A 24,108-nucleotide genomic window follows, 5' to 3' on the forward strand; every position below is an offset into this window, starting at 1 on the left:
CCCCCTGATCTGCATGACTACCGGCTGAAGCCCTTGCACGGTAAAATGTGAAGCTTTGCGCCCGCGTTGCTGGGCGCGAGTTTTTAGGGTTTCCTGACCATGACGATTTCCACCTTGATGACCCTGTCTCCTCTGGATGGCCGCTATGCCACCAAAGTGGCCGCGCTGCGTCCGCTGCTGTCTGAATACGGGTTGATGCACCGCCGTGTGCAGGTGGAGGTGGAGTGGTTCATCGCGCTGTCGGACGCGGGGCTGGAAGGGTTCGCGCCGCTGTCCGAAGCGGCGCGTGGCCTGATGCGCAGCCTGGTGGTACGTTTCTCCGAGGCCGATGCCCGCGCCATCAAAGAGATCGAAAAGACCACCAACCACGATGTGAAGGCGGTTGAGTACTGGATCAAGTCGCGCTTGCAGGGCAACGCTGAGCTGGAAAAGGCGCTCGAATTCATCCACTTCGCCTGCACCAGCGAAGACATCAACAACACCAGCCACGCTTTGATGCTCAAGGCCGCCCGCGCCGATGTGGTGCTGCCGACGCTGGACAAAATCGTCACCACCCTGACCGAGATGGCCCACCGCTTCGCCGCTGTGCCCATGCTCAGCCGCACCCACGGTCAGACTGCCAGCCCGACCACGGTGGGCAAGGAAATCGCCAACGTCGTGGCCCGGCTGCATCGGGCGCGTGCCGTCATTGCCGAGGTCAAGCTGCTGGGCAAGATGAACGGCGCAGTGGGCAATTACAACGCCCACAGCGTGGCCTACCCGAACAACGATTGGGAAGCCTTCTCGCGCAACGTGGTGGAAAACGCCCTGGGTTTGACCTTCAACCCCTACACCATCCAGATCGAACCGCACGACTACATGGCCGAGCTGTTCGACGCGGTGACGCGCACCAACACCATCCTGATCGACTTCGCCCGGGACGTGTGGGGTTACATCTCGCTGGGCTTCTTCAAGCAAAAGCTGAAGGATGGCGAAGTGGGCTCGTCGGCCATGCCGCACAAGGTCAACCCGATTGACTTCGAAAACGCCGAGGGCAACTTCGGCCTGGCCAACGCGCTGCTGGCGCATTTGAGCCAAAAGCTGCCCATCAGCCGCTGGCAGCGTGACCTGACAGACTCCACTGTGCTGCGCAACATGGGTGTGGCCCTGGGTTATGCCGTGTTGGGCTACGACTCGCTGTTGCGTGGCCTGGGCAAGCTGGAGATCAACGAAGCCGCACTGGCCGCCGATCTGGACGACTCGTGGGAAGTCATGGCCGAAGCCATCCAAACGGTGATGCGTCGCCACGGCCTGCCCCAGCCGTATGAGCAACTCAAGGCGTTCACCCGTGGCAAGCCGATGACGCGGGACATGATGCAAGGCTTCATCGCCAGCACCGACCTGCCGCAAGCCGAGAAGGATCGCCTGCTGGCCATGACGCCGGGCAGCTACATTGGCCGTGCCGTGCAACTGGCGGAACGCATCTGAGGCCCGTTCGACCATGAACTTCAACGCCTTGCTGGCCCGGGCAACGCAGCGTCACGAATCGCTGCTGTGCGTGGGCCTGGACCCTGATCCGGCCAAGTTCCCCGTGGGCATGAAGGGCGACGACACCCGCATTTTTGAGTTTTGCGCCCGCATCGTGGACGCGACCAAGGATGTGGTGTGCGCTTTCAAGCCGCAAATCGCCTACTTCGCCGCGCACCGGGCCGAAGCGCAGCTCGAAGCGTTGATGGCCTACATCCGCCGCGTGGCGCCGGAAGTGCCCATCATCTTGGACGCCAAACGTGGTGACATCGGCTCCACCGCCGAGCAGTACGCCCGCGAAGCCTTCGTGCGCTACCAGAGCGACGCGGTGACGCTGTCCCCGTACATGGGCCTGGATTCGATCGAGCCTTATCTGCCGTACGACGGCAAAGGGTTGATTCTGCTGTGCCGCACCTCCAACCCGGGCGGGTCGGATTTGCAGTTCCAAACCTTGGCGCAAGGCGGCAAACTCTACGAGGAAGTGGCGCGTCTGGCGGCGGGGCCATGGAACCAAACCGCCAAAGGCCGCTTGGGCTTGGTGGTCGGGGCGACGTTCCCGGAAGAATTGGCCCGCGTGCGTGCATTGGCGCCGACGTTGCCTTTGCTGATCCCCGGCGTGGGTGCGCAGGGCGGTGATGCAGCGGCGACCGTTCAGGCCGCCTTGACGCCGCAAGGCGCCATCATCGTCAACTCCTCGCGGGCGGTGCTGTACGCCAGTTCAGGTGAGGATTGGCAAGCCGCAGCGCGGCGTGTGGCCATCGCCACACGGGATCAGCTCAACGCAGCGCGTTAAGCCTCAAGCGGTGCGCTTGAACATTGCCAGCACCCCGCCGGCGAGCACAAATAGGCCGCCAAACCCCCGGTTCATCCAACGGATGTGCCCGGGGGAGCGCAAAAAGCCCAGCACCCGTGCGGCCAGGGCCACGTAACCCGTCATCACACTGCATTCGATCACCCCAAAAGTGATGCCGATGGTGAGGTACTGGGCCAGCATGGGCTGGTTGACGTCCAAAAACTGCGGCATCACGGCCAGCAAAAACACCGTGCCTTTGGGATTGAGAGCGTTGACCGTCCAGCCGCGCAACAGCAAAGCGCGCAGGCGCTGGCGGGGGGCTTGCGGGGCGGTGTCACCGCTGGGGGTTTGAATCGGGCTGGCCGGCGAGCGCCATTGCTGCACGCCCAGCCACACCAAATAGGCGGCGCCGGCCCACTTCACCACGTTGAACGCGGTTTCGGAAGACGCCAACACAGCGCCCAGGCCGATGGCGACCACCGCCAGTTGCGTACACACCCCCAACGCCAAACCGATGGCCACTGGCTGCCCGTGGCGAAAACCGTGATTCAACCCGGCGCCCATGGCGGCAATCGCCCCTGGGCCGGGGGCCAGGCTGATGGCGAGGGTGGCGAAAAAGAAGGGGAGCCAGGTGGAAAATTCCATGAAGGGCCTCACAGGGAGCGCAAAAACAAGTGGCCAGGATTGCAGCGCAATTCATGATTGCGATCACATGATCTGTGCCAGATCAAGTGCCAAAAAAGGGGGTATAGCAACATTTAAGTTACAGTGTGCGTTTACTTACCCAACTTTAAGGGACACATCATGATGGTCAGAATCGCTGCCATCACCGCTGTGCTGGCCTGTACGGGCTGTGCGTCGGTGATGAATGACACAACGCATCCGATGAAAGTCGAGACCAAGAACGCCACAGGCGAATTGGTCACCGGCGCTGAATGCACCTTGACCAATGATTACGGCAGCATCAACGTGCGCTCGGGAGAAACCGCACGGGTTCGCCGCTCCAATCAAGATTTGGACATCGTGTGCAAAGACCCGAAAAACCCAGATGCGGTAGCGCGTGCTATTTCCCGCGTCAATGGCGGGATGTGGGGCAACATCATCATCGACCACAGCAAGGGCACGGGTTATACCTACCCCTCCTGGGTGCAACTGGTCTTCGGCAAGACGCTGGTGTTTGATCGTTCGGCAGAAACCGAAGGGTTGCCCACCGCCGGCACAGAAGCCCCGGCCCCGACAACCCAACCCAACGTGGTGGCCACCACCGCGCAGTGAGGCATGTCCCGTCCCCGTTCCGTTTTCACGTGCAGCAACTGCGGAGGCACCACGCCGCGCTGGCTCGGTCAGTGCCCGCACTGCAAGGCGTGGAACACGTTGGAAGAGACCGTCGCTGAACCGGCGGCGGGGGCGGCCAGAACCAACCGTTTTCAAGCACTGGCGGCCTCGCAGCCGGTGCAAACGCTGAGTGACATCGAAGCCAGCGATGTCGCCCGCACCCCCACCGGCATCGACGAGCTGGATCGGGTGCTGGGCGGTGGCATCGTCGAAGGCGGGGTGGTGCTGATTGGCGGCGATCCCGGCATCGGCAAGAGCACGTTGCTGCTGCAAGCCGTGGACGCGCTGGCCGGGCGCATGGGCGTGTTGTACGTCACGGGTGAAGAGTCGCCCGCGCAGGTGGCGCTGCGGGCGCGGCGGTTGGATTTGTCCGGCGCTGCTGTGCGCGTGCTGGCCGAAATCAACCTCGAAAAAATTTTGGCGACGCTGGCGCAAGAGCGACCGGCGTTTTGCGTCATCGACTCGATTCAGACGCTGTATTCCGAGCAACTCACCAGCGCGCCCGGGTCGGTGGCACAGGTGCGCGAGTGCGCCGCGCAGCTCACCCGTGTGGCCAAGGCCAGCGGTTGCGCCATGGTGCTGGTGGGCCACGTGACCAAGGAAGGCGCCCTGGCCGGCCCGCGTGTGCTGGAGCACATCGTGGACACGGTGTTGTACTTCGAAGGCGACACACACAGCAGTTTCCGCCTGGTGCGGGCGTTCAAAAACCGCTTCGGCGCGGTGAACGAGATCGGCGTTTTCGCCATGACGGAGCGCGGCCTGCGCGGCGTCTCCAACCCGAGCGCGATTTTTCTGTCCACCCACGCCGAACCCGTGCCCGGCTCGTGTGTGCTGGTGACGCTGGAAGGCTCGCGCCCCTTGCTGGTGGAAATTCAGGCTTTGGTGGATGGCGGTGGCCCGAGTCCGCGTCGCCTGTCCGTCGGGCTGGAGCGCGATCGGCTGGCGATGTTGCTGGCCGTGCTGCACCGCCACGCCGGTGTGGCCTGTGCCGACCAAGATGTGTTCGTGAACGCCGTGGGCGGCGTGCGCATCAGCGAACCGGCGGCCGATTTGGCGGTGCTGCTCGCCATCCAAAGCAGCTTGCGCGGGCGAGCGCTGCCGCGTGGTTTCCTGGCGTTTGGCGAGGTGGGTTTGGCCGGAGAAGTGCGTCCCGCGCCACGCGGCCAAGAACGCTTGAAGGAAGCCGCCAAGCTGGGTTTTCGGGTGGCCCTGGTGCCCCGAGCGAATGCGCCCAAAAAACCCGTGGAGGGCTTGACGATCCATGCGGTGGATCGCATCGAACAAGCCATTGATGCATTGCGTGCGCTGGCTGACGCCAGCTGAAAGCCCCGGGTCAACGGCCTGTGGGGGCACCCCTGGCGTGGGACTGCCCATAACATAGGCGCCTTTTTGTGTGTCGAGCCAAGACCTTGAGCCTCCCCCGACTCTTTTCCCCGTGGCTGGGCCTGTTGGTGGCCGGCCTGTCGATGTCCTTGCCCATTGGGGCGCAGCCTCTGGGGGGTGTGGATGTGGTGCTCCCACAGCCTGCCCGGCGTGATGAACGCGCCGCCGCGTCGTACCGCCTGACGCCACGGCCTTCCTGGGTGCGCGAGGTGCGGCTCGATGAGGTGGATGCCCTGCCCATCACCCCCGCTGCACTGCAACTCTTGGCACAAGACCATCAGGTGCAACTGGCCCCGGGGGCGGGTGAGGCGCATTACCACCATGAAATCCGCCGTGTCCAAGAACGCGCTGGGCTGGAGCGTGGGGCGCAATGGGAAATCGAGTTTGATCCCAGCTTCCAGCAATTGCAGATTCACCGCTTCGCCGTGTGGCGTCAGGGCCAGCGCATCGACCACCTGCCGCGCCTCAAAGTGCAGATGCTCCAGCGCGAAACCCAGTTGGAGCAGCAAATTTACGATGGCCGCCTGACCGCCTCCATCATCCAGGACGATGTGCGTGTCGGGGATCGTTTGGAGCTGGCTTACTCCTTGGTCGGGAGCAATCCGGTGTTCGCTGGGCGGTTTGTGGAGCAGGAGTGGAGCGCCACACCGCGTGGGCCGTTGGCTTGGGTGCGTTATCGCGTGCTCAGCCCTGCCGATGGGCCGGCGCTGAACTGGCGTTTCGACCCGGCACGCTACACGCTGCGCCGCGACGTTCAGGGGGCGTGGATCGACACCACGTTAGAGCGCCGCAACGTGCCGGTGCTGGGCTGGGAGGCCAATGCGCCGAGCAGTGCCTACGCCGATGAACAGATCGACGTCAGCCAATTCACCGACTGGGCCGCCGTGGCCCGTTGGGCCGAGCAGCTCTTTGCCAGCGCGCAGCAAGCACCGCTGGCAGCGGCGGTGCAGCAACAAGCCGAGTTGTTGCGTCGTGACACCCCTGAACACACCGTGGCCGCTGTCCTCGATTTTGTGCAGGGGCAAATCCGGTATTTCGGCACGGAGGTGGGCATTGGCAGCCACCTGCCGGCGCCCCCCGAGCGCGTTCTGAGCCAGCGTTTTGGGGACTGCAAGGACAAAGTGTCCCTCAGCCTGGCGCTGCTGCGGCATCTGGGTGTGGCGGCGGTGCCGGTGCTGGTGTCGCTGACCCAGCGGCATGATGTGGCCACCGAGCCCCCGACACCGCTTGCATTCAACCATGTGGTGGTGCAGGTGCATGCTGCTGGGCAGCGTTGGGTGCTCGACCCCACCCGCAGCCAGCAGACGGGCCCCTTGGCCGAACGCGCCAGCCTGGGCTTGGGGCGTGGGTTGCTCGCACAGGCGGACGCCACCACTCTCATCGAACTGCCCGACGCTCGCCAAACGCCCCGCATGATGGCGCAGGACGTACTGCGTTTTGTCTCCTTCGCCCAAGATCCACAATTGGCCGTGACGTGGCGTTACCACGGTGAAATGGCCGAATCGGTGCGGGTGATGCATGCCGGAGAAAACCGGGCCGATTTGGAGCGATTCATTGCTGGGGAGTATGCGCGTAACTATCCAGGGGCGGTTTTGCAAGGGCCGATCGAATTGGAGGAAGTGGCCGGGCACAACGCCGTGGATGTGAAACTGAATTTTGTGCTCGAAAATTATTTCAAACTGCACGACGACAAACTGCTGCGCGGTGACATGGTGTTGCCCAGTTTGATGATGGCGTTGCGGTTGCCAGACCCATCGTTGCGCAGCCGGGCGCTGCAACTGTCGCCGGCGGGACAGTATCGCCACACGCTGCGGCTGGAGTTTCCGGAGGACGTGCTCAGCCCGATTGCCAACCAAGGCGAGGATCGAAACGATTTCCTGCATGTGCGCTGGGCCCACCGTTTGACCTCGCGTGTGGCCGAAATTGAGGGCGATGTGCAAGTGACCGCCGAGGCCGTGCCAGCGGCGGCGTGGAGCGCCTACCGGGATGGCTTGTTGAAACTGTGGCCGCGTTTTTCGGGGATGGTGTCGATCAACACGGTGGCGCCGACGCAGGCCACGCTGTTGGGGCAGAAGGCCGAGCGTTTGTTGGCGGAGGTGAAGCAGCGGCGCAGCCCCCTGGCCACGCAGATGCAGGTGGCCGCTGCGGTGCAGTTGCTGGTGTTCGATGCGCAACTGGACAGCCAGCGCTTGCCCGCCCAACCGCGTGCCCGTTTGTTGGCGCGGCGGGCGGTGCAGCTCAACAGTTTGGGGCGTGAGGAGGAGGCGGCGCAGGCGTTGGCGCAGTCGCTGGCGCTGTCGCCTGACGACACGGACACGTTGGAGACGGCGGCACTGAACGCCAATTTGCGCGGGCGTCAGGAAGAAGCGCTGGCCCATGCTGATCGGGTGTTGCAAGCCAATCCGCTGGCTTACTGGGCCCGCATGACACGTGGCCGGGCGCATTACGAGCTGGGGCGCTACGCCGAAGCGCGGGACGATTTTGGGCTGGCCGTGCAGCACATGCCCGAACCGAACCGGGGTTACGCGATGATTTGGCAGTACCTGAGCCAACGCCGCTTGGGTCAGCCGGACGCGACCCTGGGTTCACTCGGTGATGGTGACTGGCCCATGCCTTTGATGAAGGCGTTGCGCGGTGAGATCAGCGAAGCCCAAGCACGCCGGGCGGCACAGCAGCGCAAAGATCTGGCGCCTGGGCGCCTGTGCGAGCTGGCCTACTACCTGGGGGAACTGCGCGCCATTGAGGGGGACACGCGCAGTGCGCAACGGCTGTTCCAGCAAGTGCTTCAGACGCGGGTGACGGAGTTTGTGGAGTTTCCGCTGGCGCGGCGGTCGCTGGATCGTTTGCACTCTCGTGCCCGATGAGTGTGCCAGCGCCTCGCCCTGCGCGTGCCCGGCCAGTGATTGATGCGGCACGCTGCACGGGTTGTGGTTGGTGCGTCAGCAGTTGCCCGGATCGGTTGCTGACGCTGGAGGTGGTGCGCTGGCGCAAAACCTCGACGTTGCACGCGCCCGAGCTGTGTACGGGCTGCGCTTTGTGCGCGCGGCGTTGCCCGTTTGGCGTCATTCGAATGCAGGCGGGGTGTTCTTCAAACCCCTGAAGTGAGCCATCTCACGGGATGCACGCTGCGCTCACGGACTTGGAGCCTTCTACCTCGTCCGTGATTTTCAAACTGGCCAGTTTTTGCGCTTGAACAGTGCCTTCCAAAATGAAATATTCTTTCTTTTGGGAGGTTTTGTCGGTTTGAGCCAGTTGGGCGATCAGTTTGCCATCGGTGACTTCGATGTTTTCGACGGAAAAATCGAGGTTGGGCAGGTTATTCTTTTGAGCATGGCATTGCATGGCTTTGATAATGCCACTTTCCAGCTCCGGATGTGCCCCAGAAATAGCGTAAGGTGTGAAGCTGATGGCGGCGAATAATGTCCAGTATTTCAGTTGCATTTTGGGCCTCGTGACGCAAAAAGCAAGATTTTGAAGGATTTACCATGGCCCTCGGAACCGATCGGGTGCTTGTTGTATCTCCACCACCTGGTGGGAGGTGAATATTTCACCCGGCGGTATTTTTTAAGTGAATTTTCAGGGACTGTGGGCGTCTGCGGGTCTCACCGTGCATCTGGGCTGCGATCGCGCCACCAGGTTTCGACATACAGCGCTTCCACCTTGGCCCGTGCCCAGGGTGTGCGGCGCAGGAACTTCAGGCTGGAGGACACGCTGGGCTCATGCGTGAAGCAGCGAATGGGCACGATGCGGCCCAGCTCGGCCCAGCCATGGTGCTCGGCCAAGCATTCGACGATGTGTTGCAGGGTGGCGCCGTGGAGCGGGTTGTTGGATTGGAGGCGGGATTGGTCGGGCACGGGTGGGGTGGGTGGTCAACGGCAGAAGGGCTGGCAGCTTACTCGCAGCGCAAGCCGCCGCCCGGCTCAGCGCCCGAGGTTGGCGCGCAGCATGTTGCAGAACAGCGCCCCTTGCTCGATGGCATCGTCCAGCGCGACGTGGGTGTGGGGGTGTGGGTCGAACCAATCGCGGGGCATGTGGCGTTTGGTGCTGTCGCGGTAGCCGGTTTTGAGCAGGGCCATGGCGTAGGTTTTCATGTCCAGGGCTGAGTGGCTGAAGGGGCTTTCGCCCACGAAGCGCATCAAGTACCAGTACACGAACAGGAAATCGAAACCGGCTGGGTAGGCCACGAACACCGGCTTGCCCTTCAAGCCCTTGAGCCAGGCCACGTAGGCGCGCATGGCGGTTTCGGGCTCTTGCAGGTTCTGGCGGCAAGCGGCCCAGGCCTCGGGCTGGGTGGCCCACCACTGCGCAGTGGCCGGGTGGGCGCTGGCGCCTTCCAGGGTGTGCAGGTTGGCGGAGAAGGTGGCGATCAGTTGCTTGTCGGCGGTGTAGGCGGCCGAGCCGAAGCTCAGCATGGAGTGCGGGCCGGGGATGGGGCCGTCGGTTTCCACGTCGGTGCTGATGTAGAGCTCGGGCATTGATGTCTCCCTCGTGAATGAGCACAAGAGGTTAAGCGAGCATGCACATTTTGCAAAAACTGCACTTATTTCGTTTGTTGCACTTGTGAACTACAGTTCCGAATCATCCGCGTCGTCTCTTATGAGAGGCGGCGCCGCGTCAAAGTGCAGGCAAGGAGCAAGAAAATGGCAATCGCCGAGAAGGACGGCCAGTTGCGCCAGCCCCGGCTCTCTCCCGAGGAAGCCGAGATGGCCCGTGCAGCGCAGCGCTGCATCATGGGCGCGCTGGATCACTCCCGCGCCGCCTCCATCACGCTGGAGAGTGACGACGGGCAGCAGCCGGTGATTCAGGTGCCGCCGGGTGCCTTGCGGGTCATCGCCCAGGTGCTTGGTGCGATGAGCGAGGGTCGGCCCATCACCTACGTTCCCAAGAAGCAGGAACTCACCACGGTGGAGGCGGCCCACTACCTCAACGTCTCCCGGCCTTTCGTCATCAAAGAAATCGAGGCCGGGAATCTGCCGCACCGCATGGTGGGCACCCATCGGCGCATTGCGTTCGAGGACTTGGTGGCGTATGCCCAGAAGGTACGCGCCCGCCAGCAAAGGGCGCTGGAACGCATGGCGGATGAGGCGCGTGAGATGGGGTTGGATTACTGATGGCCGGGCCTGCGCGTTACACGGCGCTGTTGGATGCGTGTGTGCTTTTCCCCGTTGCGGTGTGTGATTCGCTCATGAGCGTCTCTTTCGCTGGCGTGTACGCGGTCAAATGGACGCAGCGCATCGAAGGTGAGTGGATGCGCAACTTGGAAGCCAAGACGGGGCGTGGGCCAGGTGCCTTCAACAGCCGCCGGGATGCGATGCGCGAGGCGGTGCTGGACTGGGAAGTGCCCGAGGCCGCCTGGGCACGCCTGGTGCCCAGCTTGACGCTGCCAGATCCAGACGATGTGCATGTGCTCGCCGCCGCGATTGCCGGGCACGCCGACTGCATCGTGACAGCCAACCTGCGCGACTTTCCAGCCGATGCGCTGGAGCCGTTCGGCTTGAAGGCGATTCATCCAGACGAGTTCCTGGTCGCGCAGATGGATCTGGATCAGATCGCCGTGCTGGGCGCCTTCAAGGCGCAGCGGGAGCGGTTGCGGCGGCCGGAATACACACCGCTGGCGTTTGCTGATGCGCTGGAGCGCAATGGGTTGGTGCGCACGGCTGAGCGGCTGCGGGAGGCGGCGGAGTTGATTTGAGTCGATGCCGTTCTCAGCGAACTGCCGCCCCGGGAATGAACTGTCCACTGAGTCACACACCGCCTACCGCAATTAAAGTGGGCAGCTATCATCAGTTCGCCGATGAATAAAACGTTATGACGTAGCCGCTAAACCAACAACCTCGACGAGGCCAGGGGCGGTTCAGCTCACCAAACAGCAAGGGGAATAACAATGCACTTGGCCAAACTGGTCATTAAGAACTTCCGAAAACTCCAGCATGTGGAACTGTCATTCCAAGCTGGACTGAACGTCTTGGTCGGTGGCAACAACGTGGGTAAAACAGCGGTAGTGGACGCCTTGCGTGCCCTGCTGGCCGGTCACGACGAGCCTTACCCGCGTCTCGGTGAAGAGGACATTCATCGCCCCAAGGGCGGCACCCCTTCCGGTGACATCGTCTTCGAATACGTGTTCCGAGAACTCGACCCCGACGATGAAGCAGACTTTCTAGCCGCCCTCGTGCCTGACTCGACTGGCAAGCTCGAAGCACATATCAAGATTCGCTACTCGGATCCTGACAAGGGCGGTCGCCTGCGCGCCAAGCGATGGTGTGGCGAGCATGAGGATGTCAGCCTCACTTCAGACATGATGGAGAACCTCAGAGGCGTCTACCTGCCTCCGCTGCGTGATGCATCGCAAGGTCTCAAACCGGGCAGAACCAGTCAACTTGCACGACTCCTTCAGTTGCTGGCGGAAGAGGCCGGCATCAAAGGCATTGATGCGGCCCTACAGGATCTCGACCAAAAGCTGAAGCAGCACCCGCCCATTGTCCGAACCCATACAGCCATCGCCACCCGTCACAACAAAATGCTCGGCGAGCAGCTCGCGCAGCCCTTGGAAGTTGGCCTGAGCGCTAGCGATTTCAAGAGCTTGAAGTCTCGCTTGTCGTTGGTCGTAGATGCCTTCGACATCGAGCAAAACGGGTTAGGTTTCAATAACCTGATTTACATGGCTGTCGTACTGAGCGAGCTGACCAAAAACACAGAGTCCTGCTACCGGGGCCTCATAGTCGAGGAGCCTGAGGCACATCTGCATCCCCAGCTCCAAGCAGTGCTGCTGAAGTACCTCCAATCCCTTCAGACCGTCGACGGCGAAAAACCTGTCCAGCTCTTTGTGACCAGCCACTCACCGAACTTCGCCAGCATCGCCGACCTAAACAGCTTGGTGTGTCTGGTCGAAACGGATATGGGGATTAAAACCTTCTTTCCTCGCACTGTTACCTTCGAAAAAGGCAAGAGAGAAAAGCTAGAACGCTATCTAGATGTGACGCGTGCCGAGCTTTTTTTTGCCCGTCGAGTCATCTTCGTCGAGGGAGCGGCCGAACTCATGATGGTTGACGCTATGGCCCAGCGCCTGGGTTACAACCTGCGCCAGCGTGGTGTGAGCCTGATCAGTGTTGAAGGCCTGAACTTCGATTCGTTCCTACCCCTCTTCGGTGAAAACGCACTGAAGATTCCGGTGGCAGTCCTAACCGATGCTGACCCCGTAGAGCCCAAGGTCACACCCACCACGACAGTGAGCCCTGACGACGAGGAAAACGAGAGTGCCAAACCGGCCTACCCTGCCCTAGGGGACACCATCACTGCCTCAGCCAACACAGTCAAGATGAAGGCCCGTGAGGATAGCTACGTCAAGGTGTTCCATGGTCTAAAAACCTTCGAGTACGACCTAGCCCTGGAACCAAGCAATCGCACGGCCATGCTCGAAGCGCTGAAAGAACTGCATCCACGAATTGCAAAGTCTTTGACGGCCACCGTTGCTGCTGAGATCGGTGATGCAGCCCAGGCCAAGGCTCTGTTCTGTGGCATGTTCGAACGCGAGCAAAACAACGTCCAGAAGGGTAGCTTCGCCCAATCGTTAGCACAGGTCATCTCAGACAAAACCGTCGCCTTCAAGGTGCCTGCTTACATTCAGACAGCTATCGAGCACGTCTGCAAGTAACGGTGGAGCAGACGTCATGAGCTACCTCACTCCCGAACAGCAAAATGTTGTTGATGCGCCAATGGTGCCGCTGTGCGTCATAGCTTGCGCTGGTAGCGGTAAGACCAAGACGGCAGTTCACCGTCTAGTGCGAATGCGCCGTAACCTCGGCGCGTCACGAGGCCGCGTGGCACTGCTGTCTTTCTCCAACGTTGCCGTCGACACTTTTCGAAAGGCCTATGCCGACTTGGCTAACGGCTTACCGTCCAGCGCCGGCCAATCCCGGGTCGACATCGACACGTTGGATGGGTTCATCACCACCCACATCGTCCGCTCACATAGCCACCGAAGCATGAAGACCGAGCGGGCTCCCTTCCTCGTGACCGGTGATGAAGCCTTCCTGGAGAACGCGAACTTCAAATTCCCGACATCTTCGTTTCCGCGGTCGATCAAAGCGCTGAAACTGTCAGTTGAGAATGGCAAAGCTGTTTTCTTCCACGAGTTCAACGAACAAAAGGAGACCGTTGACGCATCAATCGCACGCAACCTTATCGCAAGGTTGGGCCGAACAGGTGCTTACACCCATGACCTCGGGCGCTATTGGGCGTATCGAACCCTGAAGGAACAGCCCAAACTGCTCGCGGCACTGGCGCGACGCTACCCGCACCTCGTCATCGACGAGGCTCAGGATATAGGGTCAGTTCATCAGGCCATCTTGGAGCTTCTGATTGGCGCCGGTTCGTGTGTAACGCTGATCGGCGACCCCAATCAAGGCATCTATGAATTTGCGGGCGCAGATGGCAAGTTCCTCACCAACTACCACCAGCGCGAGGGAGTCCAGTTGCACTCCCTGGAGAAAAACTTCAGATCGCTCCCTGGCCTCGTGGATGTGGCCAATGGTCTATGCAACCGCCGTGACAAGCCTGAACGCCTAGCTCCCGACACACTTCATGGTGCCTTCTTCACAAGCTACAAGCACGATCAATATTCCCAGCTCATCACAAGATTCCAGGAGGCCATGTCGGCTGCTGGCGCGAACATTAAACGATCCGCCGTCTTGTGCCGCGCCAAGAAGCTGGCGGGAACACTGCGTGGTGACGAAGCATCGGTGGGTCAAGGTCTGGTCAAGGCATTCGCCGCTGCCGCTGTGCTGCGAGACCGACGCAAGGATTTTCTGGGCGCTTTCCACCGCGTAGCTATCGCGGTCGTTGCGCTGCTGGACAAGGCTCCCCCCGGATTGGTGCACCAGATCACGCAACCCTCAAGCGACCCGATCGGCCGGGAGCTGCGCAAGGTCATCTGGGCTTTCACCCGTGACCCGGCTACCGGCCTACCATCTTCGTCCCTGGTGGCTGACACGCAATGGCACACCCAGTTGCTGGCACGCGTCAGGGCCTTATTGAACGGCCTAGAAACTCGGTTCAACCTCAAACAGGGCGCCAACCTCGGCAATAAGCTGGCCAACAAGAAGCTGCCTAACGTGCCACTGGCCAGTACCAAAGACTTGGAAAATAGCGATGCCACGAACCTGCGTATTGACACTGTGCACAAGGCGAAGGGAGAAAGCCTAGATGCGGTTCTGTACATCACAACCAAGCAACATGCTCTCGCCCTGCTGAACGGAGTCAGGACAGAGGACGGCCGAATCGGCTACGTCGCAGCAACCCGCGCGCGAGACCTACTGTGGGTAGCTGTGCCACACAGTGCGCTAAAAGAACTCAAACCCACGCTGGTAGCTAAAGGTTTCAAGGAAATTGTTGGATAGGAGTGTGACGCACCCTTTTACGTTCAGAATCAAGCTCTGCACGTAACAGGGCGCGCACCAGCCGCCTCAGCAGCACCTATCCACCAGATGCAGCTCAACGGCCGAGATCGGGCTAAATGTCAGCGAGCACGCCTCACTCCACCGTCACACTCTTAGCCAAATTCCGAGGCTTATCCACATCCGTCCCCCGCGCACACGCCGTGTGATACGCCAACAACTGCAACGGCACCACATGCAAAATCGGTGAGAGCGCCCCGTAATGCTCCGGCATCCGGATCACATGCACGCCCTCGCTGTTTTCGATGCGCGTATCCGCATCCGCAAACACAAACAGCTCACCGCCCCGCGCCCGCACTTCCTGCAAATTGCTCTTGAGCTTTTCCAGCAGCGCATCGTTCGGCGCCACCGTCACCACCGGCATGTCGCTCGTCACCAGCGCCAGCGGGCCGTGTTTCAACTCCCCAGCCGGGTAAGCTTCCGCGTGGATGTAGCTGATTTCCTTCAGCTTCAACGCCCCTTCCAGCGCAATCGGATAGTGCAACCCACGCCCCAAAAACAGCGCGTTTTCCTTGCGTGCAAACGCCTCCGCCCACGCCACCACCTGCGGCTCCAGCGCCAACACCGCCTGCAAGGCCACCGGCAAATGGCGCATGGCCTTCAGATGCATCGCTTCCGCTTCGGCAGACACCGTGCCGCGCACCTGCGCCAGCGCCAGCGTCAACAAAAACAGCCCCGCCAACTGCGTCGTGAACGCCTTGGTGCTCGCCACCCCGACTTCCACCCCAGCGCGGGTGATGTAGGCCAACTCACACTCGCGCACCATCGCACTGGTGGCCACGTTGCAAATGGTCAGCGTGTGCGTCATGCCCAAACTGCGGGCATGTTTGAGGGCGGCCAGCGTGTCCGCCGTTTCGCCGCTTTGGCTGATCGTCACCACCAGTGTGCGCGGATCGGGCACGCTGTCGCGGTAACGGTACTCGCTGGCAATCTCCACACTCGTCGGAATTTTGGCGATGCTTTCTAACCAATATTTGGCCGTCGAACCCGAGTAATAACTCGTGCCACACGCCAAGATCAGCACCCGGTCAATCTCTTTGAAGATGCGGTAAGCGCTATCGCCAAACAACTCGGGCGTGATCCCTTCCACCCCTTCGAGCGTGTCCGAGATGGCACGCGGCTGCTCAAAAATTTCCTTCTGCATGTAGTGGCGATACGGCCCCAATTCAGCCGCGCCCGTGTGGGCATGCACAATTTTGACCTCGCGCTGCACCGGCTGAAACCGCCCATCGGCCTGCCGGGCGCTGATCCAGAACTTGCCCAGTTGCACGTCCACCACATCGCCTTCTTCGAGGTAGACGATGCGATCCGTCACCCCTGCCAGCGCCATCGCGTCCGAGGCCAAATAGTTGGCGCCGCCGTCCTCCGGCAAGCCCACGCCCAGGATGAGCGGCGAGCCCTCACGCGCCCCCACCACGCGCTGCGGCTCGTCGCGGGAGAACACGGCGATGGCGTACGCGCCCTGAAGCTGCAAGGTGGCACGCTGCACTGCGTCGTACAAATCACCGTCGTACAGATGGGCGATGAGGTGGGCGATGACTTCGGTGTCCGTCTGGCTCTCGAACACATACCCCTTGGCTTGCAGCTCGGCACGCAGCTCGTCGTGGTTTTCGATGATGCCGTTGTGAACCAGCGCAATGCGTCCGCTGGAAAAGTGCGGGTGAGCGTTGTGAACCGCTGGCGCACCGTGCGTGGCCCAGCGCGTGTGGGCGATGCCGGTGCCGCTGACCACGCCATCGGTGTCGATCTGCTGGCGCAGCTCGGCCACGCGGGCGGTGGAACGGCTGCGGCGCAGCTCGCCGGCTTGATGCACGGCTACGCCGCAGGAGTCATACCCTCGGTATTCCAGCCGCTGCAAGCCTTGCACCAAGATGGGAACGATGTTGTGTTGACTGACCGCACCGACGATGCCGCACATGAAAACGCTCGCTTTCTGAAACAGGATGGCGCATCCTAGGCGCAGGCCGATGATCTAGGCTTGCAAAATCAATTCAGAAAAGAAAGATTCATCCATCCTATGAGGTGTTCGAATGAATCTTTCATTGAGAAAACCATCGTGGAAGATTCTTTAGACGCGCTGGACTGGCGCCTGCTCGAACTGCTGCAAGACGACGCCAGCCTCACCAACCAAGCGCTGGCGGATGCGGCGCATGTGTCCCCCGCGACGGCGCTGCGGCGCGTCAAGCGGCTGCGTGAGCTGGGGGTGATTGAGCGTTTCACGGTGCTGCTGGCCCCGCGCCTGGCCGGGCAAGGGCTGCACGCATTGTGCGAAGTGACACTGGATCGGCAAGGCGCCGAACACCTCGATGCGTTCGAAGCCCGGGCGGTGGCGCAAGACGCGGTGCAGCAATGCTGGCGCGTCTCGCCCGGCCCGGACTTCATCTTGGTGGTGTGGGTGGCGGACATGCCAGCGTTTCACGCCCTCACCCACCGCCTGTTCACCCAAGACGCCAACGTGCGCAACGTCAAGAGTTTTTTCTCGGTGAAACGGGGCAAGTTTGCCCCGAAGGTGGCACCGATCAGTTCGTCACCTTGACCTGCTTCCAGGTACCCCATTCCAGCGGGTAGCCACCGAAGGCCAGTGCGCGTGCGGCCAAGAAGTAGGTGCCCGTTGCGCTCGGTGTGAACGAGAAGGTGCGGGTGCTCTTGACCGGATCGGTGGTCGAGGCCACGCGCAGGGTGCTGGTGAGCTGGATGTCGTCCACATACCAACCCATCCCGCTGCTGGTCTGCGGGAAGAACGACCAAGTCGATCCGTAATAGAACCGGATTTGGATCTGGCGGTTGGCGTAACTGCTCAGGCTCACGCTGCGGGTGGTGAAACGGGATTCACCACTGCCGCCGGTGCCGTCTTGGGTGTAGACGTCTTGCCAGGTATTGCCGTCGTCGATCGAAACTTGCACCCGCGCTGTTTGGAAGCTGGTGGCCCAACCCAAGCGGCTGGCGAATTTCAGCACCGAAGTGCTGGTGGGCACGAAGGTTTTGGTGAAGACGATGGCCTGAGGCGTGCCGTTTTCCTGCGCCAGGTGGTAGGACTTGCTGCCGCTGGCAGCCGTGTCGCTGCTGGCCACGATGTAGCCGGGGGTGGGCTTGGCCACCAGATCGCCCATGCCGGTTTCAGCGCCGTTGATGCGGTTGCCAAAATCGTTGACGGCACGCAGGGCTCGCCACTGGTAACCCCCGGCTTTGGACACCGCTTGCGCCGTGAACGATCCCGCTTGAGCCACCTTCAGCGTTGTGGGGCCGGTGAGGTTGGGCAACACAGTGTCGCTGCCGTATTGGGCCGGATCGAACACCGTGGTGGTGTACTCGAAGCGGCGGGCTGTACCGTTGATCACCACGTTGTCCACCACCACGCTGTAGGCGGTATCGTTGGTGCCCAGGGTGGAACTGAGGTTGGCTTGCCAGACGAGGGTGTTGTCCCCATAACCGTTGGCCAGGGACTCTTTGCTCACACTCACGCTGGTGCCGTTGCTGCTCATGCTCACGGTGGCGTTGCTGAAATCCGCCCCCGGATAGCCGAACGACCAGCGCGTCGGCACCAGCGGCTTGGGCATGTAGCCGGCGGGTGGCCAAGCGATGTACTCGCGGGTGGTGCTCGGGCGGGTGCTGAGCATGGTTGAGCCCAGCACCCAGAGGGTGTTGGCGGCGCTGTAGGAGCTGCTCGGGGTCACGTCGCCGGTGCCGACGCGGTACAGCGGCGGGTACAAAATCCAGCGGCGGTGGCCAGCGGCGGTGTTGCCCGAGCCATCGTCAACGATGTAGCCGTCCACGGCATCGGCGCCGGCCATGCCCAGGGCGATGTTCGAGTTGCCGGCTGCGTTGGCGCCATTGGCGGTGTAGCACGACCACGACGAAGGCGGGAAGTGGCTCAATGAGCTGTTGGCGCTCATCAGCAGGGCGCCGGCTTGGTTATATGGCACCACCGTCGAGTAGAGCACGACGTTGGCGGGCATCCCGGCCATGGCCCGGTAGTAGTTGATCCGCCGCAGCACCGCAGAACGGTAGGTCGAGGACACGACACCGGCTTGACATGCGGCGATGTTGCCCGTCCAAGCCGAGGGGATGTTCTCGGAGGCTTGGTAAACGGCGTTGTAGAAATTGCGCACGTCCTCGCGTCGGCTGGTGTCGATCGAGAGACCGGCGGCTTCACTCAGCTCGGGGGCGTCGGTGCGGGCTTGATCCAGCTCGGGGGGCAAGGGGGTTTTCAGGCGGGGGGCTTTGCCCAAGTGGCGAACGGGCTCAACTGCTTGCGGCGCGTCGGCCCAGGCCGAGGGGATGGCGGCCCAGGTGCCCATGAGCATGACCGTCAGTGCGATGGTGTGATGGCGGAACATCGATTTCCTGCGGGTTGACAAAACCGAACCATCATCGGGGGGGATGCGGTGAGCGTCAATTGCCCGACGCCACCGTAAACCGTTCCGCCTCCATTTGGTTGGCTGGCACGCCCACCTCCGCTGCCACCGCTTGCACCGCCTCCACCATCCCGGCAGGGCCACACAGGTAAACATCCGGCCAAGCCACTTGCGCCGCATCGCTGCCGGCTTGGGCGAGCCGTTCGGCCAGGGCGGCGCGCAGCGCGTCCACCACCGAGCCGGCAAAACCGGGCCAATCGGCCCCAGCGCGCCACACGCAACGCTGCACCGCCAGTTGCGGCAGCGTGCCTTGCAGCTCGGCCAGCAGTTCCTCGCCGAACAGCTCGGCCTCGGTGTTCACGCCGAAAAACAACCGTGCCGGGTGTGGCTCGCCAAACTCGGCCATGCGCCGCAGCATCGACAGCATCGGCGCCAACCCCGTTCCGCCGGCAACGAACCAGCGCGGGCGCAAGCCGTTTTCCTTCAGACCGAAGGCGCCTTGCGGGCCATGCACCGTTAACCGGTCACCGACCTGCGCGGTGTGTACCAGCCAGTTGGCAAAGCGTCCTTGTGGATGTAGGCGCACCAGCAGCTCCAGCCGTCCCTCCCAGTTGCCGGTGTTGGCCAGCGAGTAGGCGCGGCGCTGGCCCGCCAGCCCAGCGGCCACGGCCACGGCGGGCGGCAGTTCCAGCTCAACGAACTGGCCAGGCTCGAACTCAGCCACGGCGGCACCGTCCGGCTCGTCCGGCAGCAGGCGCAGCACCAGGCGCATGACGTGCTCGCCATCCCGCGCCAACTCGGCCACCTCGGCGGTGTGCTGCGGCAGCGCGCCCCGGCCCACGCGCTCGCTGCCGTAGGGCAAGGCCACTTGCGCATCGCTTTGCAGCGTGGTGCGGCACAGCAGCACCGCACCGGCTCCCTTGGGCAAGGCCGACGGGCTGTGCTCGCCCAACACATAAGCGCCCGACAGCACCTGCGCGTGGCAAGCGCCGCAACTGCCTTGGCGGCACTGCGCGTTCAGGCGCAGGCCGGCGGCTTCGGCGGCATCCAGCAGGGTTTGCTGGGCGTGGCAGGGCACGTCAAACGTCAACCCGTCTTGCGTGCGCAGTTGGGCGCGCAGTGGGGGCGTTTCGGTCAGGGCGGCGCAGTCCATCGGCTCGTTCCTTCGGGGCTCAGGCCGGCACGGCTTCGATCTTCACCGTGCGGCGCGGGGCCATCGCGTCGGCGATGTCGGCTTCGGCTTCACCGATGGGCTTCAAACCAAACTCGGCCACCAGCACGTTCACCAGATTCGGGGTGAGGAAAGCCGGCAAGGTCGGGCCCAGGCGGATGTTCTTGATGCCCAGCGCCAGCAGCGTCAGCAGCACGGCGGCCGCCTTCTGCTCGAACCAGGACACGATGAGCGACAGCGGCAAATCGTTCACCCCGCAGTTGAAGGCATCGGCCAGCGCGCTGGCAATCTTGATGGCGGAGAAGGCGTCGTTGCACTGGCCGATGTCCAGCAGGCGCGGGATGCCGCCGATGTCACCAAACTCCATCTGGTTGAAACGGTACTTGTTGCAGCCCAGGGTGAGGATCACCGTGTCCTGCGGCGCTTTTTCGGCGAACTCGGTGTAGTAGTTGCGGCCCGGCACGGCGCCGTCACAGCCGCCGATCAGGAAGAAGTGGCGGATGGCGCCGGCCTTGATCGCATCGATCACCGGCCCGGCCACGCCCAGCACCGCATCCCGCCCGAAACCAACGGTGATGGTTTTAGCCGGCTGCGCGTCTTCCTTGAAACCCGGCAACGCCTTGGCGGCCTGGATCAGCGGGCCGAACTGGTGGTGTTCCAGATGGCGCACGCCCGGCCAGCCCACCGGCCCGGTGGTGAAGATGCGTTGGCGGTAGCTGGCTTGCGGCTCGATGATGCAGTTCGAGGTCATCAGCACCGGGCCGGGGAAGTTGGCGAAATCGCGCTGCTGGTCTTGCCAGGCGCCACCGTAGTTGCCGGCCAGATGCCGGTAAGCCTTGAGCTTCGGATAGGCGTGCGCGGGCAGCATCTCACCGTGGGTGTAGATGTGGATGCCGCTGTCCTTCGTCTGCTCCAGCAGCGCCGCCAGATCGCCCAGATCGTGGCCCGACACCAAGATGGCCTTGCCGGCCACCGGCGTCACTTTCACCTGCGTCGGTACTTGGGCGCCGAAGGTGCCGGTGTTGGCGGCGTCCAGCATTTCCATCACGCCGAGGTTGAGCGTGCCCAGCGCCAAGGCTTGTTGCAGCAGGGCGGGCACGTCGGTGGGGTCGGAGGCGAGGAAGTCCAGCGCGCTTTCCACGCCGGCGAACACCTCGTCACGCTCTTGGCCCAGCACTTGGGCGTGGTGTGCGTAGGCCGCGACCCCCTTCAGCCCGTAAAGAATGAGCGAGCGCAGGCCAATGACGTCCGCGCCCACCAGCTCGATGCCGGCGTTGATGCCCACGGCGGCGGCTTGTTTCAGCAAACCCGCTTGGTCGGCGGCGGGTTGCCAGCCAGCGGCACCGCCCAGCACCTCGGGGGTTTGGCCAGCGGCTTGCGCGGCGGCGAGGTAACGCGCCTTGGCGGCGTCACGCACCTGGGCGGCCTGTTGCAGCAGGCTCACAAACCGGGTGGCGTTGAAGTTGACGTTGGTCAGCGTGGTGAACAGCGCGTAGAGCAGGAAACGATCTGCTTCCACGTCCGGCGCACCCAGGGCACGCGCCCGCTTGGCGTACTGGCCGATGCCCTTGGCGGCGTGGATCAGCAGGTCTTGCAGATCGGACGTGGTGGCGTCTTTGCCGCACATGCCGCGCTGCGACGAGCAGCCGGAAGAAGTGTCGGTGCGGGCGGTTTGTTCACACTGATAACAGAACATGAGAGGGCTTCTCCGAGGCAATCTGGAATGGCCCGAAGCCTAAGAATTCCCCCGCTAACCCTGCCTTGAGTGCAATCAAGCGATTCGAGGCGCGCTCAAGGTGTGTGTTCGCGCAGCCGTTGCAACGAAGCAATGACGATGGTGCGCCCTTGCACTTCGATCAGCCCGGCCCGGCTTAATTCCGCCAGCGAGCGGGAGAGCGATTCCGGCGTCAAATTCAAACGGGAGGCGATCACCTGTTTGGCCACGGGCAAATCCAGCGCCACCGGTTCGGCGTCGGGCACTTCCTCGCACTGTTGGAGGAAATAACCGATGACGCGCTGGGTGCTGGAGCGCTGCGAGTAGGTGTCCACGTCCTTCAGCAGCGAGTGCAGTTTGAGGGACAAACCGGCCAACATGCGGCGGGCGAAACCGGGGTCGGTGTCGAGCAAGGCGTCCACGGCGCTGCGTTCGAGGCGCAGCAACAAAGCGTCTTGCAGCGCCTCCGCGCTCACCGGATAGGGTTTGCCGAGGAACATCACCGCCTCGCCCAAACTCTGGCTCGGGTGGATGATCTCCACCACCTTCTCTTGGCCCTGCGGCGACAGCATGAACAGCTTAATCTGCCCATACACCACGATGAAAAAGCCGGTGGCCGCGTCGCCGCGTTGGAACAGCAGCGCGCCTTTGTCCAGCCGGTGTTGGGTGACGTGGCTGGCCAGCGTGGCCAACTGCGCCGGCGTGGCCGATTGGAACAGCGGCAAATGGCTCAGGATGCGCTGGGCCTGCGTGGCATCGGGCGAGGTGGGGGCGTCGGGGGAGGTCAGGGTGGGGTTCATGCGAAGAAAGCACCGTGGGCAGACTTCAGGATAAGCGCCCCCACCACCGCCATGAACACCCAGCGGACAAACCCCGACCCATGTCGCAGGGCCAAGCGCGTCCCCAGCAGGCTGCCCACCACGTTGGCGGCGCCCAGCACCAGGGCCATCTGCCACCAGACGTGGCCCTTCCAACTGAACAGTGCCAGTGCTGCCACATTGGTGGCGGTGTTGAGCAGTTTGGCGGCGGCGGAGGCGTGCAAAAAGTCATACCCCAGCCCGCGCACGAACAAAAAGACGAAAAAACTGCCGGTGCCGGGGCCGAAAAAGCCGTCATAAAACCCGACCGCCAAACCGATGGCGCCAGCGGCCAGCCCTTCGGTTCGACCGCTGTAACGCGGCGCGTGCTGCTGGCCCAGATCCTTTTTCAGCAGGGTGTAGACGAAGATGATGGCGAGCACGAACGGCAGCGCTTTGCGCAAGCCCTCGGGGCTGACCAAGGTCAGCAGCCAAGCGCCGCCAAAACTGCCCAGCAGCGCCATCGCTACGGCGGGCAGCAGGGCGTGCCAAGGCATGTCCACACGCTGGGCGTACTGACGCGCCGCCCATGCCGTGCCCCACACCGCTCCCCCTTTGTTGGTGCCCATGAGCGAGGCCGGCGGGGCATTCGGGTACACCGCGAACAACGCTGGCAGCAGGATCAACCCGCCACCGCCCACGATGGCATCCACAAACCCTGCCAGCCCGGAGGCCAGGGCCACGATCAACACATCCCACATGCACGCGCACAAAAGAAAAAGGCGCCAGCGGGTGCTGGCGCCTTTTCCATTGTCACATCGTCGCTGGCTTGGGCCAGTCTGGGCGAGTTAGAGTTGTCATTATTGGCCCGGGTTGTCTCCTCGGCCTCCTTCAGTCATGCACCCTTGTGGTGCTGCGCTGAAAGTGCGCGCACTGTAACGGCATCCGACCCAGTACAGCATCAGTGCTAACCCATGTACGTAAGATACTAAGTAATATCCAAGCACCGCCAGCGCCCTAACGGCGCTCAAACTTGAACACCGCCACATTGGCCAGCAGATTCGGCCAGCGCCGCACAATGCGCCCATCTTGCAAACCGAAGCGGTCCAGCACGTCCAAGCCGTTTTTGCGTGCCAACACCTCAAAGTCTGCGAAAGTGCCGACGCGGATGTTGGGCGTGTCATACCACTCGTAGGGCAGGGCTTTGGTCACGGGCATGCGGCCACGCAGCACCGAAAGCCGGTTGGGCCAGTGCGCGAAGTTCGGAAAACTGACGATGCCAATGCGCCCCACACGGGCCGTCTCCAGCAACATGCGTTCGGCGTTGCGCAGGTGTTGCAGGGTTTCGAGTTGCAGCACCACGTCGAAACTCTGATCCGCGAACAGGTTCAGCCCCTCCTCCAAGTTGAGCTGGATGACGTTCACCCCCTTGCGCGTACAGGCCAACACGTTGGCGTCGTCGAGTTCGATGCCGTAGCCGGTGCAGCCCCGGTCGCGTTGCAAGTGCGCCAGCAGCTCGCCGGTGCCACAGCCCAGGTCGAGCACACGCGAGCCTTCGGGCACCAGGCTGGCGATGGCGTGCAGGTTGTCGTGGTCGGTCAT

At 62.7% G+C, this 24,108-nt stretch carries 22 protein-coding genes; 11 read left to right on the forward strand and 11 right to left on the reverse strand.

Going from position 1 to position 24,108, the window contains the following annotated elements; all coding sequences use genetic code 11:
- Window positions 1–99 precede the first annotated feature (99 nt).
- Together purB and pyrF are read left to right on the forward strand one after the other, a co-directional pair.
- Window positions 100–1,467, forward strand: a complete 1,368-nt coding sequence (gene purB / locus VITFI_RS04520) for an adenylosuccinate lyase (RefSeq protein ID WP_089415977.1) — start codon at window positions 100–102, stop codon at window positions 1,465–1,467.
- Window positions 1,468–1,480: 13 nt separating this feature from the next.
- The gene (gene pyrF / locus VITFI_RS04525; RefSeq protein WP_089415978.1) at window positions 1,481–2,299 is read left to right on the forward strand and encodes an orotidine-5'-phosphate decarboxylase; all 819 of its coding nucleotides are present in this window, start codon (window positions 1,481–1,483) and stop codon (window positions 2,297–2,299) included.
- 3 nt (window positions 2,300–2,302) lie between these two features.
- Here pyrF and VITFI_RS04530 read toward each other — a convergent pair whose 3' ends face one another.
- Window positions 2,303–2,944 carry a LysE family transporter gene (locus tag VITFI_RS04530; protein WP_089415979.1) on the reverse strand — a complete coding sequence of 214 codons (642 nt, stop codon included), beginning with the start codon at window positions 2,942–2,944 and terminating at the stop codon, window positions 2,303–2,305.
- 159 nt (window positions 2,945–3,103) lie between these two features.
- On the opposite strand from VITFI_RS04530, the gene VITFI_RS04535 reads away from it, so the two are divergent.
- The 4 genes from VITFI_RS04535 to VITFI_RS18875 all read left to right on the forward strand — a co-directional run bounded on the left by VITFI_RS04535 (window position 3,104) and on the right by VITFI_RS18875 (window position 8,117).
- The gene (locus VITFI_RS04535) at window positions 3,104–3,574 is read left to right on the forward strand and encodes a hypothetical protein (RefSeq protein ID WP_089415980.1); all 471 of its coding nucleotides are present in this window, start codon (window positions 3,104–3,106) and stop codon (window positions 3,572–3,574) included.
- A gap of 3 nt (window positions 3,575–3,577) precedes the next feature.
- Window positions 3,578–4,957 (forward strand): DNA repair protein RadA, encoded by a 1,380-nt coding sequence (gene radA, locus VITFI_RS04540; protein WP_089415981.1) that lies wholly within the window; start codon window positions 3,578–3,580, stop codon window positions 4,955–4,957.
- Between the two features lie 86 nt (window positions 4,958–5,043).
- Complete coding sequence (locus VITFI_RS04545; protein WP_157725565.1) at window positions 5,044–7,881, forward strand: DUF3857 domain-containing protein; 2,838 nt, start codon at window positions 5,044–5,046, stop codon at window positions 7,879–7,881.
- Window positions 7,878–8,117: a 4Fe-4S binding protein gene (locus VITFI_RS18875; protein ID WP_089415983.1), complete on the forward strand. Its 240-nt coding sequence runs from the start codon at window positions 7,878–7,880 to the stop codon at window positions 8,115–8,117. The genes VITFI_RS04545 and VITFI_RS18875 overlap by 4 nt, the downstream gene beginning before the upstream one ends.
- A gap of 11 nt (window positions 8,118–8,128) precedes the next feature.
- On the opposite strand, the gene VITFI_RS04555 is transcribed toward VITFI_RS18875, so the two are convergent.
- From VITFI_RS04555 to VITFI_RS04565, 3 genes are all read right to left on the reverse strand, one after another.
- On the reverse strand, window positions 8,129–8,458 hold the full coding sequence (locus VITFI_RS04555) for a hypothetical protein (RefSeq protein WP_089415984.1): 330 nt from the start codon (window positions 8,456–8,458) through the stop codon (window positions 8,129–8,131).
- A gap of 161 nt (window positions 8,459–8,619) precedes the next feature.
- Window positions 8,620–8,871, reverse strand: coding sequence for a VF530 family protein (locus tag VITFI_RS04560; RefSeq protein ID WP_089415985.1), 252 nt, complete (start codon window positions 8,869–8,871; stop codon window positions 8,620–8,622).
- 66 nt (window positions 8,872–8,937) lie between these two features.
- A complete protein-coding gene (locus VITFI_RS04565; protein ID WP_089415986.1) occupies window positions 8,938–9,492 on the reverse strand; it encodes a 3'-5' exonuclease family protein in 555 nt (184 codons plus the stop codon).
- A 165-nt stretch (window positions 9,493–9,657) separates the two neighbouring features.
- Between VITFI_RS04565 and VITFI_RS04570 the strand changes: the two genes are divergently transcribed.
- The 4 genes from VITFI_RS04570 to VITFI_RS04585 all read left to right on the forward strand — a co-directional run bounded on the left by VITFI_RS04570 (window position 9,658) and on the right by VITFI_RS04585 (window position 14,412).
- Window positions 9,658–10,128, forward strand: a complete 471-nt coding sequence (locus VITFI_RS04570) for an excisionase family DNA-binding protein (protein ID WP_198301617.1) — start codon at window positions 9,658–9,660, stop codon at window positions 10,126–10,128.
- A complete protein-coding gene (locus VITFI_RS04575) occupies window positions 10,128–10,709 on the forward strand; it encodes a PIN domain-containing protein (RefSeq protein WP_089415987.1) in 582 nt (193 codons plus the stop codon). The genes VITFI_RS04570 and VITFI_RS04575 overlap by 1 nt, the downstream gene beginning before the upstream one ends.
- 198 nt (window positions 10,710–10,907) lie before the next feature.
- Window positions 10,908–12,668, forward strand: a complete 1,761-nt coding sequence (locus VITFI_RS04580) for an ATP-dependent nuclease (protein WP_198301618.1) — start codon at window positions 10,908–10,910, stop codon at window positions 12,666–12,668.
- Between the two features lie 16 nt (window positions 12,669–12,684).
- Window positions 12,685–14,412: a UvrD-helicase domain-containing protein gene (locus VITFI_RS04585; protein WP_089415989.1), complete on the forward strand. Its 1,728-nt coding sequence runs from the start codon at window positions 12,685–12,687 to the stop codon at window positions 14,410–14,412.
- Between the two features lie 133 nt (window positions 14,413–14,545).
- Here VITFI_RS04585 and glmS read toward each other — a convergent pair whose 3' ends face one another.
- Window positions 14,546–16,387, reverse strand: coding sequence for a glutamine--fructose-6-phosphate transaminase (isomerizing) (glmS, locus tag VITFI_RS04590; protein ID WP_089415990.1), 1,842 nt, complete (start codon window positions 16,385–16,387; stop codon window positions 14,546–14,548).
- Between the two features lie 138 nt (window positions 16,388–16,525).
- Here glmS and VITFI_RS04595 point away from each other — a divergent pair, with 138 nt between their 5' ends.
- The gene (locus tag VITFI_RS04595; RefSeq protein ID WP_232476669.1) at window positions 16,526–17,005 is read left to right on the forward strand and encodes an Lrp/AsnC family transcriptional regulator; all 480 of its coding nucleotides are present in this window, start codon (window positions 16,526–16,528) and stop codon (window positions 17,003–17,005) included.
- Here the strand turns inward: VITFI_RS04595 and VITFI_RS04600 are convergent.
- The 6 genes from VITFI_RS04600 to metW all read right to left on the reverse strand — a co-directional run bounded on the left by VITFI_RS04600 (window position 16,989) and on the right by metW (window position 24,108).
- A complete protein-coding gene (locus VITFI_RS04600; protein WP_157725566.1) occupies window positions 16,989–18,806 on the reverse strand; it encodes a CAP domain-containing protein in 1,818 nt (605 codons plus the stop codon). The two genes, VITFI_RS04595 and VITFI_RS04600, sit on opposite strands and share 17 nt — an antisense overlap.
- A 55-nt stretch (window positions 18,807–18,861) precedes the next feature.
- Complete coding sequence (locus VITFI_RS04605; RefSeq protein ID WP_089415993.1) at window positions 18,862–19,977, reverse strand: 2Fe-2S iron-sulfur cluster-binding protein; 1,116 nt, start codon at window positions 19,975–19,977, stop codon at window positions 18,862–18,864.
- A 19-nt stretch (window positions 19,978–19,996) separates the two neighbouring features.
- Window positions 19,997–21,691, reverse strand: a complete 1,695-nt coding sequence (gene hcp / locus VITFI_RS04610; protein WP_089415994.1) for a hydroxylamine reductase — start codon at window positions 21,689–21,691, stop codon at window positions 19,997–19,999.
- A gap of 95 nt (window positions 21,692–21,786) precedes the next feature.
- On the reverse strand, window positions 21,787–22,509 hold the full coding sequence (locus tag VITFI_RS04615) for a Crp/Fnr family transcriptional regulator (RefSeq protein WP_089415995.1): 723 nt from the start codon (window positions 22,507–22,509) through the stop codon (window positions 21,787–21,789).
- A complete protein-coding gene (locus VITFI_RS04620) occupies window positions 22,506–23,267 on the reverse strand; it encodes a sulfite exporter TauE/SafE family protein (protein WP_089415996.1) in 762 nt (253 codons plus the stop codon). Before VITFI_RS04620 ends, VITFI_RS04615 begins: the two co-directional genes overlap by 4 nt.
- A 256-nt stretch (window positions 23,268–23,523) precedes the next feature.
- Window positions 23,524–24,108 (reverse strand): methionine biosynthesis protein MetW, encoded by a 585-nt coding sequence (metW, locus tag VITFI_RS04625; protein WP_089415997.1) that lies wholly within the window; start codon window positions 24,106–24,108, stop codon window positions 23,524–23,526.

The sequence above is a fragment of the Vitreoscilla filiformis genome (genome assembly GCF_002222655.1).
In the GTDB taxonomy this organism is placed as follows: Bacteria; Pseudomonadota; Gammaproteobacteria; order Burkholderiales; family Burkholderiaceae_C; genus Ideonella; species Ideonella filiformis.